Source organism: Butyrivibrio sp. X503, assembly GCF_003625475.1.
In the GTDB taxonomy this organism is placed as follows: Bacteria; Bacillota; Clostridia; order Lachnospirales; family Lachnospiraceae; genus Butyrivibrio.
On sequence record NZ_RAIQ01000005.1, the window covers coordinates 145,115 to 159,464 of the forward strand.

Annotated in this window: 19 protein-coding genes; 18 read left to right on the forward strand and 1 reads right to left on the reverse strand. The window is 40.3% G+C overall.

Translation table 11 applies throughout. From position 1 onward, the window contains the following. Window positions 1-219: 219 nt before the first annotated feature. The 8 genes from D6853_RS10765 (at window position 220) to D6853_RS10800 (ending at window position 5,098) form a co-directional block, all read left to right on the forward strand. The gene (locus tag D6853_RS10765; RefSeq protein WP_120658144.1) at window positions 220-1,296 is read left to right on the forward strand and encodes an acyltransferase family protein; all 1,077 of its coding nucleotides are present in this window, start codon (window positions 220-222) and stop codon (window positions 1,294-1,296) included. Then, complete coding sequence (locus D6853_RS10770; protein ID WP_120658016.1) at window positions 1,293-1,727, forward strand: helix-turn-helix domain-containing protein; 435 nt, start codon at window positions 1,293-1,295, stop codon at window positions 1,725-1,727. The genes D6853_RS10765 and D6853_RS10770 overlap by 4 nt, the downstream gene beginning before the upstream one ends. Window positions 1,728-1,737: 10 nt before the next feature. After that, window positions 1,738-1,971: a GNAT family N-acetyltransferase gene (locus D6853_RS10775; RefSeq protein ID WP_120658017.1), complete on the forward strand. Its 234-nt coding sequence runs from the start codon at window positions 1,738-1,740 to the stop codon at window positions 1,969-1,971. Between the two features lie 5 nt (window positions 1,972-1,976). Beyond that, entirely contained in the window at window positions 1,977-2,426 is a 450-nt protein-coding gene (locus tag D6853_RS10780) for a GNAT family N-acetyltransferase (RefSeq protein ID WP_120658018.1), read from the forward strand. A gap of 116 nt (window positions 2,427-2,542) precedes the next feature. Continuing rightward, complete coding sequence (locus D6853_RS10785; protein ID WP_199713024.1) at window positions 2,543-2,767, forward strand: hypothetical protein; 225 nt, start codon at window positions 2,543-2,545, stop codon at window positions 2,765-2,767. A 224-nt stretch (window positions 2,768-2,991) separates the two neighbouring features. After that, on the forward strand, window positions 2,992-3,606 hold the full coding sequence (locus D6853_RS10790) for a DUF4143 domain-containing protein (protein WP_120658020.1): 615 nt from the start codon (window positions 2,992-2,994) through the stop codon (window positions 3,604-3,606). A 42-nt stretch (window positions 3,607-3,648) separates the two neighbouring features. Continuing rightward, window positions 3,649-3,918, forward strand: coding sequence for a hypothetical protein (locus D6853_RS10795; protein ID WP_120658021.1), 270 nt, complete (start codon window positions 3,649-3,651; stop codon window positions 3,916-3,918). Between the two features lie 190 nt (window positions 3,919-4,108). Further along, on the forward strand, window positions 4,109-5,098 hold the full coding sequence (locus D6853_RS10800; RefSeq protein ID WP_120658022.1) for a serine hydrolase domain-containing protein: 990 nt from the start codon (window positions 4,109-4,111) through the stop codon (window positions 5,096-5,098). A 78-nt stretch (window positions 5,099-5,176) separates the two neighbouring features. On the opposite strand, the gene D6853_RS10805 is transcribed toward D6853_RS10800, so the two are convergent. Further along, window positions 5,177-6,070, reverse strand: coding sequence for an AraC family transcriptional regulator (locus tag D6853_RS10805; RefSeq protein WP_120658023.1), 894 nt, complete (start codon window positions 6,068-6,070; stop codon window positions 5,177-5,179). Window positions 6,071-6,203: 133 nt separating this feature from the next. Between D6853_RS10805 and D6853_RS10810 the strand changes: the two genes are divergently transcribed. The 10 genes from D6853_RS10810 (at window position 6,204) to D6853_RS10855 (ending at window position 14,337) form a co-directional block, all read left to right on the forward strand. Then, window positions 6,204-7,358, forward strand: a complete 1,155-nt coding sequence (locus D6853_RS10810; RefSeq protein WP_120658024.1) for an MFS transporter — start codon at window positions 6,204-6,206, stop codon at window positions 7,356-7,358. Window positions 7,359-7,449: 91 nt separating this feature from the next. Further along, a complete protein-coding gene (locus D6853_RS10815; RefSeq protein WP_120658025.1) occupies window positions 7,450-8,073 on the forward strand; it encodes an HAD family hydrolase in 624 nt (207 codons plus the stop codon). Between the two features lie 100 nt (window positions 8,074-8,173). Further along, window positions 8,174-8,821, forward strand: a complete 648-nt coding sequence (locus D6853_RS10820) for a PadR family transcriptional regulator (RefSeq protein WP_147367754.1) — start codon at window positions 8,174-8,176, stop codon at window positions 8,819-8,821. After that, window positions 8,818-9,813, forward strand: a complete 996-nt coding sequence (locus D6853_RS10825; protein ID WP_158588732.1) for an alpha/beta hydrolase — start codon at window positions 8,818-8,820, stop codon at window positions 9,811-9,813. Before D6853_RS10820 ends, D6853_RS10825 begins: the two co-directional genes overlap by 4 nt. Before the next feature lie 183 nt (window positions 9,814-9,996). Continuing rightward, a complete protein-coding gene (locus D6853_RS10830) occupies window positions 9,997-10,293 on the forward strand; it encodes an ArsR/SmtB family transcription factor (protein ID WP_120658145.1) in 297 nt (98 codons plus the stop codon). Between the two features lie 54 nt (window positions 10,294-10,347). Then, a complete protein-coding gene (locus D6853_RS10835; protein WP_120658028.1) occupies window positions 10,348-11,358 on the forward strand; it encodes a permease in 1,011 nt (336 codons plus the stop codon). 10 nt (window positions 11,359-11,368) lie between these two features. Further along, window positions 11,369-11,692, forward strand: a complete 324-nt coding sequence (locus D6853_RS10840) for a thioredoxin family protein (protein WP_158588733.1) — start codon at window positions 11,369-11,371, stop codon at window positions 11,690-11,692. Between the two features lie 70 nt (window positions 11,693-11,762). Next, on the forward strand, window positions 11,763-11,960 hold the full coding sequence (locus tag D6853_RS10845) for a hypothetical protein (RefSeq protein WP_120658030.1): 198 nt from the start codon (window positions 11,763-11,765) through the stop codon (window positions 11,958-11,960). A gap of 132 nt (window positions 11,961-12,092) precedes the next feature. After that, entirely contained in the window at window positions 12,093-13,076 is a 984-nt protein-coding gene (locus tag D6853_RS10850; protein WP_120658031.1) for a helix-turn-helix domain-containing protein, read from the forward strand. A 136-nt stretch (window positions 13,077-13,212) separates the two neighbouring features. Next, a complete protein-coding gene (locus D6853_RS10855) occupies window positions 13,213-14,337 on the forward strand; it encodes a helix-turn-helix domain-containing protein (RefSeq protein WP_120658032.1) in 1,125 nt (374 codons plus the stop codon). The last annotated feature ends 13 nt before the right edge of the window (window positions 14,338-14,350 follow it).

Below are 14,350 nucleotides of genomic sequence, written 5' to 3' on the forward strand. Positions count from 1 at the left end.
CCCGCAAATCGGAAGGCGTGGGGCGTTCTGACGATAAACAAGAAGATGAGGATCTGTTCGATACATTCAATGTAAATGTATTTCCTGAGAAAACTGTGAGTTCGCAACCAAATTTAACAAAATACAGCACTACATGTAAGCTTCGCTTGGTAGACAGGCGGAGCTTACTTTTTTATGATTGAGAAAAATGTTAAAATATTTAGCAAAGGTGGTAGAAACATGAGAAAGGTATATTTGGATAATATTCGTTGGACAACAGTAGTGCTGGTTGTCATCTATCATGTAATATACATATTCAACGGTGTAATACAACATGGAACCATCGGGCCCTTCAGTGAGCATCAGCCCCAGGATACGTATCAGTACATTGTATATCCCTGGTTCATGTTACTTCTGTTTGTGGTATCCGGCATGTCAGCCCGCTATGAACTGGTTAAGCGAACAGAGAAGGAATTCATCAGAGTAAGGACGAGAAAGTATCTTGTGCCATCAACAATCGGCATTCTGGTTTTCGGCTGGGTTCTTGGCTATTACAACATGCTGATGTCCGGTGCTTTTAATTCCATGAACAACGTACCAGGGCCAATCCTTTTCCTGATAATGGCAGTCAGCGGATCAGGTCCGCTGTGGTACATTCAGATGCTTTGGCTCTTCAGCCTGATACTGGTACTGATCAGAAGGATTGAAAAAGACGGATTTTATAATATATGCGGCAAAGCAAATCTTTTGACACTTATACTTCTTGTCATACCCGTATACGGAGCAGCGCAGATACTTAACACACCGATAATAGTGGTATACAGATTCGGTATTTACGGACTGGGCTTTTTGATCGGCTACTTTGTACTGTCCCATGACGAAGTGATGGATCGACTTGGCGAAAGCTGGCTGTTATTAAGCATTCTTGCCCTCGCATCCTGCGTAGCCTTCGTGATTTTATATATAGGTCAGCCTTATCCGGATCACATGGTTCTGGATACAATTATGTGCAATGTATACGCATGGTTTGGAACACTCGGTATACTTGCCTTCATGAAAAAATGGGGCAATTTTGAGAATGCCTTCTCAAGGTGGATGTGCCGAAAATCATGGGGCCTCTATGTATTCCATTATCTGATGATCGCGGTCAGCGGATGGTATCTGCATACATTATGTCCGTCCCTTGCTCCTGTCATCGTATACCTGTTGGTTGCAATAGCAGCATTCGCAGGCTCCTACCTTCTGTATGAGTTTATGAGCCGCATACCTTTCATAAGGTGGTGTGTTCTGGGAATAAAAAAGGAGAAGAAAGAATGAGTTTTGCTGATAACCTTATTGAATTAAGAAAGCTTAACAATCTGTCGCAGGAAGACATCGCCGAGAAAATAGGCGTATCCAGGCAGACGCTTTCAAAATATGAGACCGGAGAGTCGCTTCCGGATATAGAGAGGTGTAAGCAGCTGGCGGACATCTTCGGTGTAACCATGGACGATCTTATCTCATATGAAAAGACTGATTCGGAGAACCTGGGATATGGCATACCACCAAAAGGAAAACATATCTTTGGATTGGTCAAAGTAGGAGATAAGGGTCAGATCGTCATTCCTGCCAAAGCAAGAAAGATCTTCGATATAAGAACAGGCGACAATCTGATAGTTCTCGGAGATGAATTCCAGGGTATTGCCCTTATAAAAGAAAAAGGTCTCCTGGGACTTATCAACAGTGCGAAAGAAAGTATAACTGACTAAAAGAATGTAGGTGAAAGATGATGGAAATAAGAGTTACTACAAAAATGCATTACGAAAAAAAGAATCCTATATTGCAGCCACTGAAATTGAAGACCGGATTATCGGCTTCTGCAAAGTCGATATTAATGGAGAAATCGGTATACTGGACTATTTGGTGGTAAAAGAGAAATTCAGGGGAAAAGGTTTTGTAAAGGAACTCATGGACTGGGCGATAAATTTCAGTTTTATGTACGAAAGGAAATAACCTATATGAATATTATGAGGGCCGATAATACTGATCTTCAGGAGATTTTAGATCTTCAGTACCTGGCGTATCAGAGTGAGGCAGCTCTATTTGGAAGTAAAGACATACCTCCGCTTAAAGAGACGCTATCCGAACTTGAGGCAGAATTCAAAAAAGGAATAATTCTGAAGATGGTCGATGATAAAGGAAACATCATAGGCTCAGTACGCTCTAAGTCTAATGAGAATACAGTATATATCGGTAAGCTTATGGTACATCCGGACGAACAGAAAAAAGGATATGGTAAAAAACTTCTTTGCGAGATAGAAAGGTATTATCCAAATAAGCGTTTTGAACTCTTTACGAGCACAAGAAGCATAGATAATATTAGGCTTTATGAGAAGATGGGATATAAGAAGTTCAAAGAAGAAAAGATTACGGATGAACTCGTATTTGTCTATATGGAAAAGGAATAGTGCATTAAATCGGAAGTTAAAACTCCGATGCAAGGAGGATCCGCAGATATAATGACAGACAGTTGCTCATCCGATATAATGGGTGGGCAACCCAATATACTATGGAGGTAACAGTCATGAACAAGTATGTTTCGCTGGATAAGCGAAGTAAGAAAGCTCAGCGCGAGTATCACGCAAAGCAGAGGCGCACCTGGGGAGAACTTAATCCCGTGACAAGGAGCGTACCGAGCGGAAAGACTTACAATCGAAAGAAGGAAAAGCAGAGGATCGGCAAAGAGTTCAGAAATGGATTTGAGGCCGATCTTTTTTTTGCAAAAATATATATTTTTGCTTGGCTATGACGTAACGTAATAGTTTATGATGTAATCACACGTGAAGGAGATGATAGCCATGAAGACAGTAAATGAAGTAAGTTTGCTTTTCTATATAAATGGGTACGACGAGGGAGCGCTGCTTTATTCAATGGGATACAAAATAACTTTTTATATTACGCTCTAACTGCTAAGGATAGAATACATTTGAATTTATAATAGATACATTTTAAAGACTTTGGAAAAATTCGAGTATGCCATTGCCACGCGAGTGGAATCTAAGTAAACTTACAAACACATTTAAAAGTGTTATGGGAAAAGATATTACTGATGACACGATTGGCAATTTCATAGGTTATTTTGAGGATGCATTCGTTATATCCAAGGTCAGTAAGTACAACATAAAAGGCAGAAAATATATTGGTGCTCCATTCAAGTTATACTTTGAAGATATCGGGGTAAGGAATGCCAGGCTTAATTTCCGACAGATTGAAGAGACTCATATTATGGAAAACATCATATATAACGAGCTTAGATACAGAGGTTTTAATGTTGATGTTGGCGAAGTTAACGTCAGCGAGAAGACAGACAGAATAGATGCTAATGGAAAGTATATATATGCACAGAAAGCACTGGAAGTGGATTTCATAGCATCTAAAGGAGATATAAAATACTATATTCAATCAGCACTTTCGATGGACGATGCTGATAAACAGTTACAGGAAAAGAAGAGCCTTTATTATATTGATGATTCTTTTAAAAAAGTAGTCGTGGCAAAAACAGGATTAAAACCTTCTTATGATGAGAAGGGAGTTATGATTATCGATTTGTTTGACTTTCTTATGGATAATCCAATCAACCATGTATGATATGTTAGAAAGGTAATAACTTTTAATTTAAATGAGGATTATATGGAAGAAATGAACGATTCAATAGTTATCAAATCAGCTGAAACGGATGAGGAGCTGTGCGGAAGAGGATACGTCCACTGTACTGCATGGCAGGAAGCCTATAGAGGCATAGTGTGCGACAGATATCTTGATACGATGACTGTAGAGGCTACAACAGCACGTGCCAGGAATTATCCGGACAATACCCTTGTAGCTAAGGATGGATGTAAAAAGGAATGGACTCTTGGCACGCCTGTCTCAATAGTCAGAATGGTAATGAAAAGAGCATAATCTTTTGGTTTAATTCACTATTAGATTGTTCAAATCGTTGTTTGATAACGAAGGAGAATTGATGGATACAGTGGTTTTTTTGTGCAGTTCCGTCATGGAACAAAGAATTTAAGATTCTTCTTGAAAACAATTTTTAATTCGATTAGCCTTTTCTTAGGACGTCCGAATCTTACCTAAGAGGAGGCTACAAATGAATAAAGAAGAACTACACAGTTACATTTCCGAGAGTAAGGGAAATGAGAGTAATATCTGCCAGATTTGTGCCATAAGAGATGAAGAAATAGTATATGAGGATAGCTGGCGAGGGTTTAAAGCAGAGGATCCTGTAAATGTCAATTCTGTGACTAAAGGTGTTATGGCAATACTTGCAGGCATTGCAGCTTATACAGGAGCCATTAAGAGCCTTGATGAAAAGGTCATAAACTTTTTCCCGGATTATCAGGTCAAGAGAGGTGAGAAAACAATATACGATGTCACAATAAAACACCTTCTTACCATGACCGCTCCCTATAAGGGAAAGTCTGAACCCTGGAAGAAAGTTTGTACTTCCGAGGATTGGACTAAAGCAGCGCTGGATTTTCTTGGGGGACGCAGCGGAATAACCGGAGAATTCAAATATGCAACTCTTGGAATACAGATACTTGCCGGGATTATTGAGAGAGCAACAGGAGAGAAATGCATTGATTTTGCTAACAGGTATTTGTTCGTTCCGATGGGAATCCCGGAACACACCATCCATGGTGCCGGCAGCAAAGAGGATCAGTTTGATTTCTTTATGAACAAGGGGCCAAGGAAGAATGAGTGGTATTCGGATCCGCAGGATATTGTTACCGCAGGCTGGGGACTTTGCTTATCGGGAAGAGACCTTGCAAAGATTGGGTCTATGGTCTTAAACGAAGGGATATATGGCGGAACTCAGATAGTATCAGTAGAGTGGATCAGGCAGATGCTCACTCCTTATCTGAAGCTTGGTGAACGCTTTGGCTTTATGGAATACGGATATCTGTGGTATAAACCTTACGAAAACAAAGAGGTATATGCCGCGATAGGCGACAGTGGAAACATTATCTATGTGAACAAAGAGAAGAACGTTTCTGTGGGTGTTACCGGAACATTTAAGCCTAGGATATTTGACAGGGTGGAGTTCATAGAGAAAAAAGTACTTCCACTGATAGTATGACATATTTACAATAGACAATGTGAACGGTAAAACAAGATGAAATTGTTGAGGAGATGAAGGCCTATGAATAGCAACGAATCATGAATGTTTCTTACGATACTCTGACGGAGTTTTACCATATGCTTTCAGAAAGCAGCGGTTGAAATAGCTTATGTCATTGAACCCGCAGGAATAGGCTATGTCCGAAATCGGAGTATTTGGGCTTGTGAGAAGCTCATCACTTATCTGTTCCAGGCGGAATTTTAGTACATGCTGAATAGGCGTGGTATGAAGTATGTCGTGGTAAAGCCTGAGCAAAGTGCTGACACTGATGTTTGCACTTGCTGCTATATCCTCGATAGTTATTTGTTCTCTGAAATGAGTTTCAATAAAATACAGAGTCTTTTTAATCCTAAGCTCATCCCTTTGCGTCTTGGACGTGAAGGGATGTTCTTTTTCTGAATCAATGTTGTGGAGCAGCAGACTTGTGATCTGACTAAGTGAAGAACGTACAGTCAGCGCATAGTCAACTTTTTCATGTGCTCCGCTGTTCCAGGCTTTTTCTGCAAAAGAGAGAATTTCTTTTTGCCACGGAATGGAAGGAGTGAGCTTGATAAATGGAAGATTCTCGTGAGAAAGGATCGGTGATACGTAGGTATTCCAAACGATATCACCGGGTGCTGCTATCAGGCGGGGATCAAAGACCATGCAGTGCTGTCTTCCGGTTTTGGAACTAAGCTCTGCTGAGTGAAGAATACCGCTGTTAGCAAAATAACCTTCGCCGGTCTTTAACTTGATCTCACATCCGGCGATAAAAACGCTGACTTCCCCGGAAAGGATGACTACAAGCTCAAGTTCATCATGCCAGTGCCATGGTACTTTGACTTTCGTAAGATCATCGTCGAAAAAGGCGATGGGGAAATCAGGAGTTCCGTATGTAAGCAGTTCTCTGCCGGTGTCATCTGTTTTATCTGTAGAATATGAAAGAGCCATATAAATCCTTTCTGACGATATTGTCTTATTATAACCACGATTATATGCGATTTAATTCTATATGTAAATTTCTGATAAATGATATACTCCAATGCAGTTAAGAAAATACGTTATGCTTTGGAGGTAAGACTTTATGTATTCTTTGCTAATTGCTGTAATCTACCTGATATTTATAAGTCTGGGACTTCCGGATTCGCTTCTGGGATCCGGCTGGCCGACTATGCAGGTTGCATTTGGAGTGCCCTCATCCTATGCAGGATATGTGTCCATGTCTATTTCTTTTTTGACGATAATATCCGCTCTTTTAAGTCCAAGGATGATAAGGCGCTTTCATACGAAGTGGATCGTTATCGTATCAATATTCCTGACCATCATGGGACTTATAGGCTTTTCGATATCAACTTCCTACTGGATGCTGTTTATATTCGTGATCCCTTATGGGCTCGGCGCCGGTGCGATCGATTCATCAGTGAACCACTATGTGGCAAACAACTATTCCGGCTCAGTAATGAATTTCCTTCACTGCTTCTACGGTGTGGGCGCAGTGATAAGCCCAAACATCATGGGGTTGGCGCTTAGTCGCGCAAGGTGGAATGAAGGCTACAGGTGGACAGCATATATCCAGGTGGCTATACTCCTTGTATGTATTTTTTCACTTCCTCTATGGAAAAGAAATGAGAATGAAGCAAAAGGTGAAGAAGAGGCAGGAGCCGGGATAAGAGAGGCGATAAAGGTTCCCGGAGTCATGCTTACACTTATCGCATTCTTTGCATACTGCTCCGGTGAGAATACATGTTTCCTCTGGACATCAAGCTTTTTTGCCGGAACTAAAGAGGGACTGACAGACGGTATGATCGCTTCCTTTGGATCACTGATATTTGGCGGACTGATGCTTGGAAGATTTATCTCCGGATTTGTATCAAACAGGCTTGGAGACAGACTACTGATTAGGATAGGAATCTTGATGGAACTGATCGGTATTGTTATGGTCATGCTTCCGTTTGGTCATTATCTTCCTGCGGCGATCGGTTTTGTGGTCATAGGAACCGGCATGGGCCCTGTGTATCCTGCAATCCAGCATATGGCTCCTGAGAACTTTGGCAAAAGATACAGCGCAGCAGTCATAGGACTTCAGATGGCAGCAGCCTATGTTGGCAGTACTTTCATGCCAATGTTTTTCGGAATCCTACAGCAGCATATCGGAATCGGGATCATGCCGATATATCTTTTGATATTTGCGATTCTCAATATAGGAATGCTGGAAATGGCATACAGGCGCTTACCTTAATGGTAGGTGCCTTTTTGTTTTATGAATGAGAAAAAAGAAATGATGGCTCTTTTTCTGATATATTAAATCTAGAGTACCGGATAAGGAGAATATGATATTGGATAATATTGAGTGGATCTTTTTTGATGTTGGTTCAACTTTGGTAAGCGAGGAAAAGCCTTTTTTACATAGACTTCACGAAATAGCCGAGGCTGTTAATGAACCTTTTGAAATGATACAGGATAAGGTGATTCAGCTATACAAGGAAAAGAAAAAAGGTGAGTATGTATTGATAATGGATCATGGGATAGAAAGACATCGCTGGCGAAGCGAGGATGAGGAATTATTCCCGGAGTCTTATGAGTGCCTTGAGCGATTGAGTAAGAAATACAAAATCGGAGTTATAGCTAATCAGATCCCGGGAACAGCTTCCAGATTAGAAGAGCATGGAGTTTTGAAGTTCATCGATCTTGTTATAGCTTCTGCTGAAGAAGGATTAGAGAAGCCTGACAGGAGGATATTTGAGCTTGCCTTATCAAGAGCAAATTGTAAACCTGAGAATGCGGTTATGGTCGGAGATAGAGTTGACAACGATATAGTACCTGCTAAGAAGATGGGTATGAAAACTGTTCGGGTAAAGCAAGGAATGTGGAAATACTGGGAAGTTATCAGTGAAGATGAGCAGGCAGATTATGAAGTAGATGATCTGAGTGAAGTCGCGGCGTTGTTTTTATGATGAGGCTATTAGGTTTTAACGAGGCGTCAGGGGAGAAGTTGACAGCGCATATTACTAATAGTAATATACCTATTAGTAATACATGGGAGGAGTACACAAATTGGAGAATATTATCCTCAGTCTGATCTTGTTAAAACCAATGACGATCTATGAAATGCGTGCATACATACAACTGAATCTTTCTACGGTTTGCAGCGACAGTCTCGGAAGCATGCAGGCTGCTATAAAGAAACTTGTTGAAAAAGGATATGTATCCGTAACCGAATATGTGGAGAATAATACACTTAAGAAGCAGTATAGCGTAACAGATAAAGGCGTGAAATATTATAAAGACTGGGTAGGGACACCGATCAATATACAGAAAATGAAGAGTATGGAAGAGGGGAAGTTTTTCTTCCTTGGAATAGCTCCGGGAGAAAAAAGAGTAGCATTTCTTAAGGCTCTTATTTCCGATATGGAGGTAGAGTATGAGAAACTTCTTGTCATAAAGGACTACGTTGGTAAAACTCAGGATACCGCTATAGCTAGGAACACCAAACGGATAAAAGAAGATCCTGTTCTTACCGGTAACCTGTTAGAGGTTTCCGGAGAAAAGACAGTTGAAAAGGCAGTAACCAATATAGACAATTATCAGATCTACATGCTGGAGTACGGTCTTGAGAAAATCAAAGCGGATCTGAATTTTTACAAAAAAATACTGAAGCGTGAGCTAAAGGGTTCTGAATCTAATGGATGCAAAAAGCAATGAAGAAAAAATCAGAAAACTGGAAGGTAAAACGCATGATCATCGCATTAGTGATAGTTGCGGTTGTAATAGTGGCTATTAAGTTTATATTATTTCCACCGGTAAAAGAGATACCTACAACAGGCAAGTATCAGATTGCCTCGGAAGATTATTGGGTGACTGAGGACAACGAAGATCCATATTCTAAAAACGGAGGATACAGACAACTTCAGGTAAGAAAGTGGTATCCCATAGATTGCGCTGAGGAGAAGCCGGTTGTTGTGGCGTCCCATGGATCCTGTGGAACCATTGATAATAACGGAAGCCTGTATCGCGAGTTGGCCAGCCATGGTTATACTGTGCTTGCAGTGGCGCATCCGGGACAGGCGGCAAGCGTTAAATATGAAAACGGAAAGTCCTGCGGACCCAGCGGAGAATTCCTAAAAGAAATGGGAGCACTAAAGCCGGAAGAAGATCTTGAGAAAGCGTACAAGGTATTTCACAAGTGGATGGAAATAAGAACCGATGATCTGAATGCGGTCATGGATGACTGGGTGGAAAAAGAAGGAGCAACTCACTTTATTTCAGAGGGGCATTCTCTTGGAGGCTCAGCAGCTTACGCCATGGCAAGGATAAGAGATGATGTTATCGGATGCATAGCTTTGGAATCACCTTTTATGTATGACATTAAGGGCGTGGAAGACGGCAATTTTGTTTTCGATGACAGTGACTATGATGTGCCTCTGTTAAGTATATATTCTGACGCAAGCTATCCACATCTGAGGGAATGGGGACAGTATGGAAATAACGCAAAGTTTTTGGACAGTTCCAACCCTCTCTACACAAATATACATTACGAAAATATAGGCCATATGGGTTTATGCGACCTATCTTTGGCATCACCTGTCATAGCCGCAATCCTTGACGGTGGTTTTCAGAAAGCAAGAGCTAAAGACCGGCTTACAAAGCTTAACGAAGATTGTCTTGCCTGGGTCTCTGACTTATGCGCAAGATAAATATGGTCCGGATTAAAAAAGATTATAAGAAGTTGCTACTGAAATAAGTGGCGACTTCTTTTTTATGCCGGAAATGAAACATTCTAATTTTTTTCATATTGACAATCATCTATATGAGTGTTATTCTCATATTCACAATCATCTATATGAGAAAAGAACTATATGAAAAGAAAGGGGCGTTCTATGGACGAAAACGAAGTGATTAAAATTTGCAAAGCGTTAGGTGACAGGAACAGGCTTAAGATCATTCAGATATTGTTGTCCGGAGAAAAATGCGTATGCGTCATAGATGAATATTTGAAAATAACTCAGCCCACACTATCACATCATATGAAGGTGCTGGGGGAATGCAAACTGGTGAACAGCCGAAGAGACGGAAAATGGGTATATTACAGCATTAACAAAGATACAGTTGATCGCTTTAAAGGATTCTTTGGGGATCTGGTGATAGGGGATGAAGGTTGTTGCTGTGGTAAATAAATCTTTGTGCATAGATTTTCGGGGGAAAAGAGATGCATAAATTCGGGAGGATAAATGGGAAAAATACTGAAATTTTTGCAGGATGAATTGTTGGGAATGGAATGGTTGGCGACGTGTACCGGAAGATTCCTGACAATGATCGGAGTCGATATAGAGACCAAGCTGGGAGGCAGCATACATTTTTTTATTTATGACACGATCAAAATTTTTATATTGCTCTTTAGTTTGATCTCAATCTTTGGTTATATTGATACTTACATTCCGCCCGAAAAAACGAGAGCTGTTTTGGATAAACTAAACGGCCTGTGGGCCAATGTTGTAGCAGCATTGTTTGGAACGGTCACATCTTTTTGTTCCTGCTCATCCATTCCAATATTCGTAGGATTTACGAATGCAGGATTACCTCTCGGGGTCACATTTTCTTTTTTGATCTCTTCTCCAATGGTCGATATTGCTTCCTGCGTATTGCTGGCGAGTGTTTTTGGTCTGAAGGTTGCGATCGTCTATGTTATTACAGGACTGATAATCGCGATCGTCGGAGGATGGATCATCGGAGCCCTTAATATGGAGAGCGAGGTAGAAGAGTTCGTTAGGAAAAGAGCTAAATCAAGCGAAGTTAAAATCCCGGAAAAAACACAGTCTGCAAGAATAAAATACGGAGTTGGCGAGGGCTTTCGTACGATCAAGAACATATGGGCTTATGTAATCTTTGGAGTGGCTATAGGTGCAGTTATCCATAACTGGATCCCGGAAGAGATGGTAGTGAGAATTCTTGGTAAGGGAAATCCCTTTGCTGTACTGATTGCAACTGTAGTAGGCGCACCTGTTTATGCGGATATATTTCAGACCATTGCGATTGCGGAGGCGCTATTGAAAAAAGGAGCGTATCTTGGAGTGATCCTGGCATTTATGATGTCGATCACTACGCTTTCCTTGCCATCGCTTATCATGCTGAGAAAGATAATAAAAGGAAAATTGTTTTTTACCTTTATGGCCATATGCCTGGCGGGAATTATGATAGTAGGATATATGTTTAATTTAATTCAAAATGTATTGTTGTTGTGAGGATGAAAATATGAAATTATTTGATATGTTGAACAAGAAAAAAGACTGCTGCGGTAATGAGAATGAATTTGTGAATGCGGTAGAAGGCTGTGAATCAAAGGATATTATTGTTGTGGGAAGCAGCTGCTGCAAGAGCGGTTACAACTTATATGAGCAGTTAAAGCAGATAATAAAAGACTCAAATGTAGCTGCAAAGCTGACATATACGGACAGCATTGAAGCTGCATCTGAGTATGGAATAATAAGTAAACCTGCTATTGTTATAGATAATAAGGTTATCGCGTGCAATAATGGTATTGATGAGAATGGATTAAAAGAACTGTTGCTTGGTTAACTTACCTGCACTCAAGAGTTTAATTGAGAAAGGAAAATCACATGGGATACGAGGAAAATGCGGAGGCTTTTTGGCAGGCAGAAAAATTTTGGAAAAGATAAATCCCGAAGCCGTAGAAGAATTTGAGAAAACTTTCCTTGAACAAAACGGTGATAACGTGTGTGCCAGCCTGATCATGAAAAGACGTCTGCAAGGAAAAAACTGCAACGACTTAGTAGGCGAGACAGCAAACATTATAGAAGCGATGATAAATCATAACAATGAATAAAGCTGAAAGCGGGGTACCATTATGGAACCCCGCTTTTTCATGCATTTTTCTTGTAAAAAGAAGAACGTTGCGAGATACTGAATTCAACATCTGCAGGTGTGAAAAATTAATTTGAAAAGGACGGTTTATTATATGGTCGGATTTGGAGAGCAACTCAGAAGCGCGAGAGAATCAAACGGATTGACGCAGAAAGCACTGGCTGAGCAATTATATGTTACAAGGCAGACGGTCTCACGTTGGGAGTGCAGTGAGCGTTATCCTGACATTATTACATTAAAGAAAATATCCGAGATTTTGAGTGTTAGCCTTGACGACCTTTTATCCGGAAAGGAGATGACTAACGTGGTTGAAAAAAATCCTGTGGTGGAGAACAAAACAATTAATGCTATTACAAGTGTATTGTATGCACTTATAGCGATGTCTGTTTTTATGAAAATAGCTTTAGATATGGGCTTACTGTATATTCATGCTAATGAGAGGTTTGGAGGTTATTTTCCGCTTAGTGTTGAATTGGAGAGAATAATACTTTTGATTGTTTTTTCTTACGGTATATATAGTGCTGTAAAAGATACATTGACGCCAAAGAGAATAGGAATAATTTTGCTTATTTTTTTTGGGGCACATTTATTACTGGATGGCGGGATCAGGCTTTATAGTAGAATTCCGTATTATAGTCAGATGCTCAATCATGCAATGGATCCCGGTGGTGAAAAGTATGGTGTTGTTTCAAATAATCCCGGATCGTATTATATAGTTATAATCAGAAATGTATTTAAAATTGTGTGGACGACTATCATACCTTGTGCTTTGGGGGCAATAGCATCATTAGGCTTCTTTATACGCGATGGGAAGCGTAAGTTGTGGGTGAATATGCTAACGATTGCTTCGGGGCTGATAATACTTGATACTGTGCTCAGATTTATTAAAGGCTTTAGGATGGAGAAATTTTATACTATAAATAATTCTATAGCTACTTATGATCATGCTATTGTTAATACAAACGATTTTGTAGCTGACTTTTTACTTGGAATTGCATTATCTGTACTGATCATTTACCAGACATTTACATTGTACAGAAAGAGAAGAACGGCGATGGACCTGGTAAATGAACCGTAGGGACGAAGAAATGGTTTTAGTTCATTAGACACATCGTGTCCGGTACGAAAAAACGGCATTCCTCGCTTTGTGTCGTGGTATTGTTCGGACAAGATTTTTAAACTTCAATTATCCAAGGAAAGGAGGAGAAAGAACATTGGACCAGAAAAAAGCAGGCAGATTTTTAAAAGAATTAAGACATGAAAAGCAAATGACACAAGAACAGCTTGCGCAGGTTTTTAATGTGAGCTCCAGATCCGTATCACGTTGGGAAACCGGAACCAATCTACCGGATATTTCGTTACTGGTTGAGATTGCGGATTTCTATGATGTGGATGTCAGGGAAATAATTGAAGGTGAAAGAAAAAGCGAGATGATGGATAAAGAAGTAAGAGATGTCGCCACTAAGATGGCGGACTATGCTAACGAAGAAAAAGGCAGTCTTTTAAGAAAGATGCAGATAATCAGTTTTGTCGGTGTGTTGGTTTTATTGGTAGCTATTTTTCTGCAGACATTTCATAAAAGCCTGGACGAGATAAATAAAGGTATCTTGTTTGTTTCGTTTATAGCGCTTGTGATCATGGCGGTTTTAACGCTCTATGTGACAGGTCTTTTGGAAAAGATCACGAAGAATAAACGACTCGTTAAATGGATAAAGTTCGTTACAATAGTCGGAGTGATCGCAGCTTTTTGGCGAACGATCGTAATGACATTTATTGTGGGGATTCTTTTGTTGATGGTATCAAGCGCGAAGGTGGAAGTATATGATGACGTGTCTGCCTACAACGATTATATGAACTTTTCCAACGGGGCCTATGAAAAAGGTGTAGATACACAGTGGACGAAGTGGGGTATGGACGAGACCATTTGGCCAAAAGAAATATCTAAGGAAATGAACGTTACAGACTTTAAGATGGTCTATTACAACCCATGGGATGCGCAGTATTTGGGTTATATGGTCGTGGAATATTCTGAGGATGCTTATGCTGAAGAAGTAAAGAGGTTAAAAGAGTATGAGTCTACGGAATATATCGGATACTACTGTGTGGAAGAAGAAAAAACATATGAGCTTCTTGCGGTAAACGCCGATCCATATCAGGGATTTATTTATGCTCTGACTGACGGAAAAGGCAAAATAATCTATGGAGAGCAGATATTCTGTAACTATTTCATGGACCTTGAATATGATAAGTACATTCCAAAAGAGTATTTGCTCGATGGCTTTAATGCGACACAGGAATCGGAGTATTACCGGGAAAAACGTAAAGCGCCGGAAGGATGAATTGGAATCGGCC

What these genes read in the sequence shown, in the direction of transcription:
- D6853_RS10850 (WP_120658031.1), top strand. Translation starts at nt 12,093, where the DNA reads ATGGTCGGATTTGGAGAGCAACTCAGAAGCGCGAGAGAATCAAACGGA.
- D6853_RS10840 (WP_158588733.1), top strand. Translation starts at nt 11,369, where the DNA reads ATGAAATTATTTGATATGTTGAACAAGAAAAAAGACTGCTGCGGTAAT.
- D6853_RS10835 (WP_120658028.1), top strand. Translation starts at nt 10,348, where the DNA reads ATGGGAAAAATACTGAAATTTTTGCAGGATGAATTGTTGGGAATGGAA.
- D6853_RS10825 (WP_158588732.1), top strand. Translation starts at nt 8,818, where the DNA reads ATGAAGAAAAAATCAGAAAACTGGAAGGTAAAACGCATGATCATCGCA.
- D6853_RS10800 (WP_120658022.1), top strand. Translation starts at nt 4,109, where the DNA reads ATGAATAAAGAAGAACTACACAGTTACATTTCCGAGAGTAAGGGAAAT.
- D6853_RS10795 (WP_120658021.1), top strand. Translation starts at nt 3,649, where the DNA reads ATGGAAGAAATGAACGATTCAATAGTTATCAAATCAGCTGAAACGGAT.
- D6853_RS10810 (WP_120658024.1), top strand. Translation starts at nt 6,204, where the DNA reads ATGTATTCTTTGCTAATTGCTGTAATCTACCTGATATTTATAAGTCTG.
- D6853_RS10780 (WP_120658018.1), top strand. Translation starts at nt 1,977, where the DNA reads ATGAATATTATGAGGGCCGATAATACTGATCTTCAGGAGATTTTAGAT.
- D6853_RS10805 (WP_120658023.1), bottom strand. Translation starts at nt 6,070, where the DNA reads ATGGCTCTTTCATATTCTACAGATAAAACAGATGACACCGGCAGAGAA.
- D6853_RS10770 (WP_120658016.1), top strand. Translation starts at nt 1,293, where the DNA reads ATGAGTTTTGCTGATAACCTTATTGAATTAAGAAAGCTTAACAATCTG.
- D6853_RS10815 (WP_120658025.1), top strand. Translation starts at nt 7,450, where the DNA reads ATGATATTGGATAATATTGAGTGGATCTTTTTTGATGTTGGTTCAACT.
- D6853_RS10765 (WP_120658144.1), top strand. Translation starts at nt 220, where the DNA reads ATGAGAAAGGTATATTTGGATAATATTCGTTGGACAACAGTAGTGCTG.
- D6853_RS10790 (WP_120658020.1), top strand. Translation starts at nt 2,992, where the DNA reads ATGCCATTGCCACGCGAGTGGAATCTAAGTAAACTTACAAACACATTT.
- D6853_RS10785 (WP_199713024.1), top strand. Translation starts at nt 2,543, where the DNA reads ATGAACAAGTATGTTTCGCTGGATAAGCGAAGTAAGAAAGCTCAGCGC.
- D6853_RS10830 (WP_120658145.1), top strand. Translation starts at nt 9,997, where the DNA reads ATGGACGAAAACGAAGTGATTAAAATTTGCAAAGCGTTAGGTGACAGG.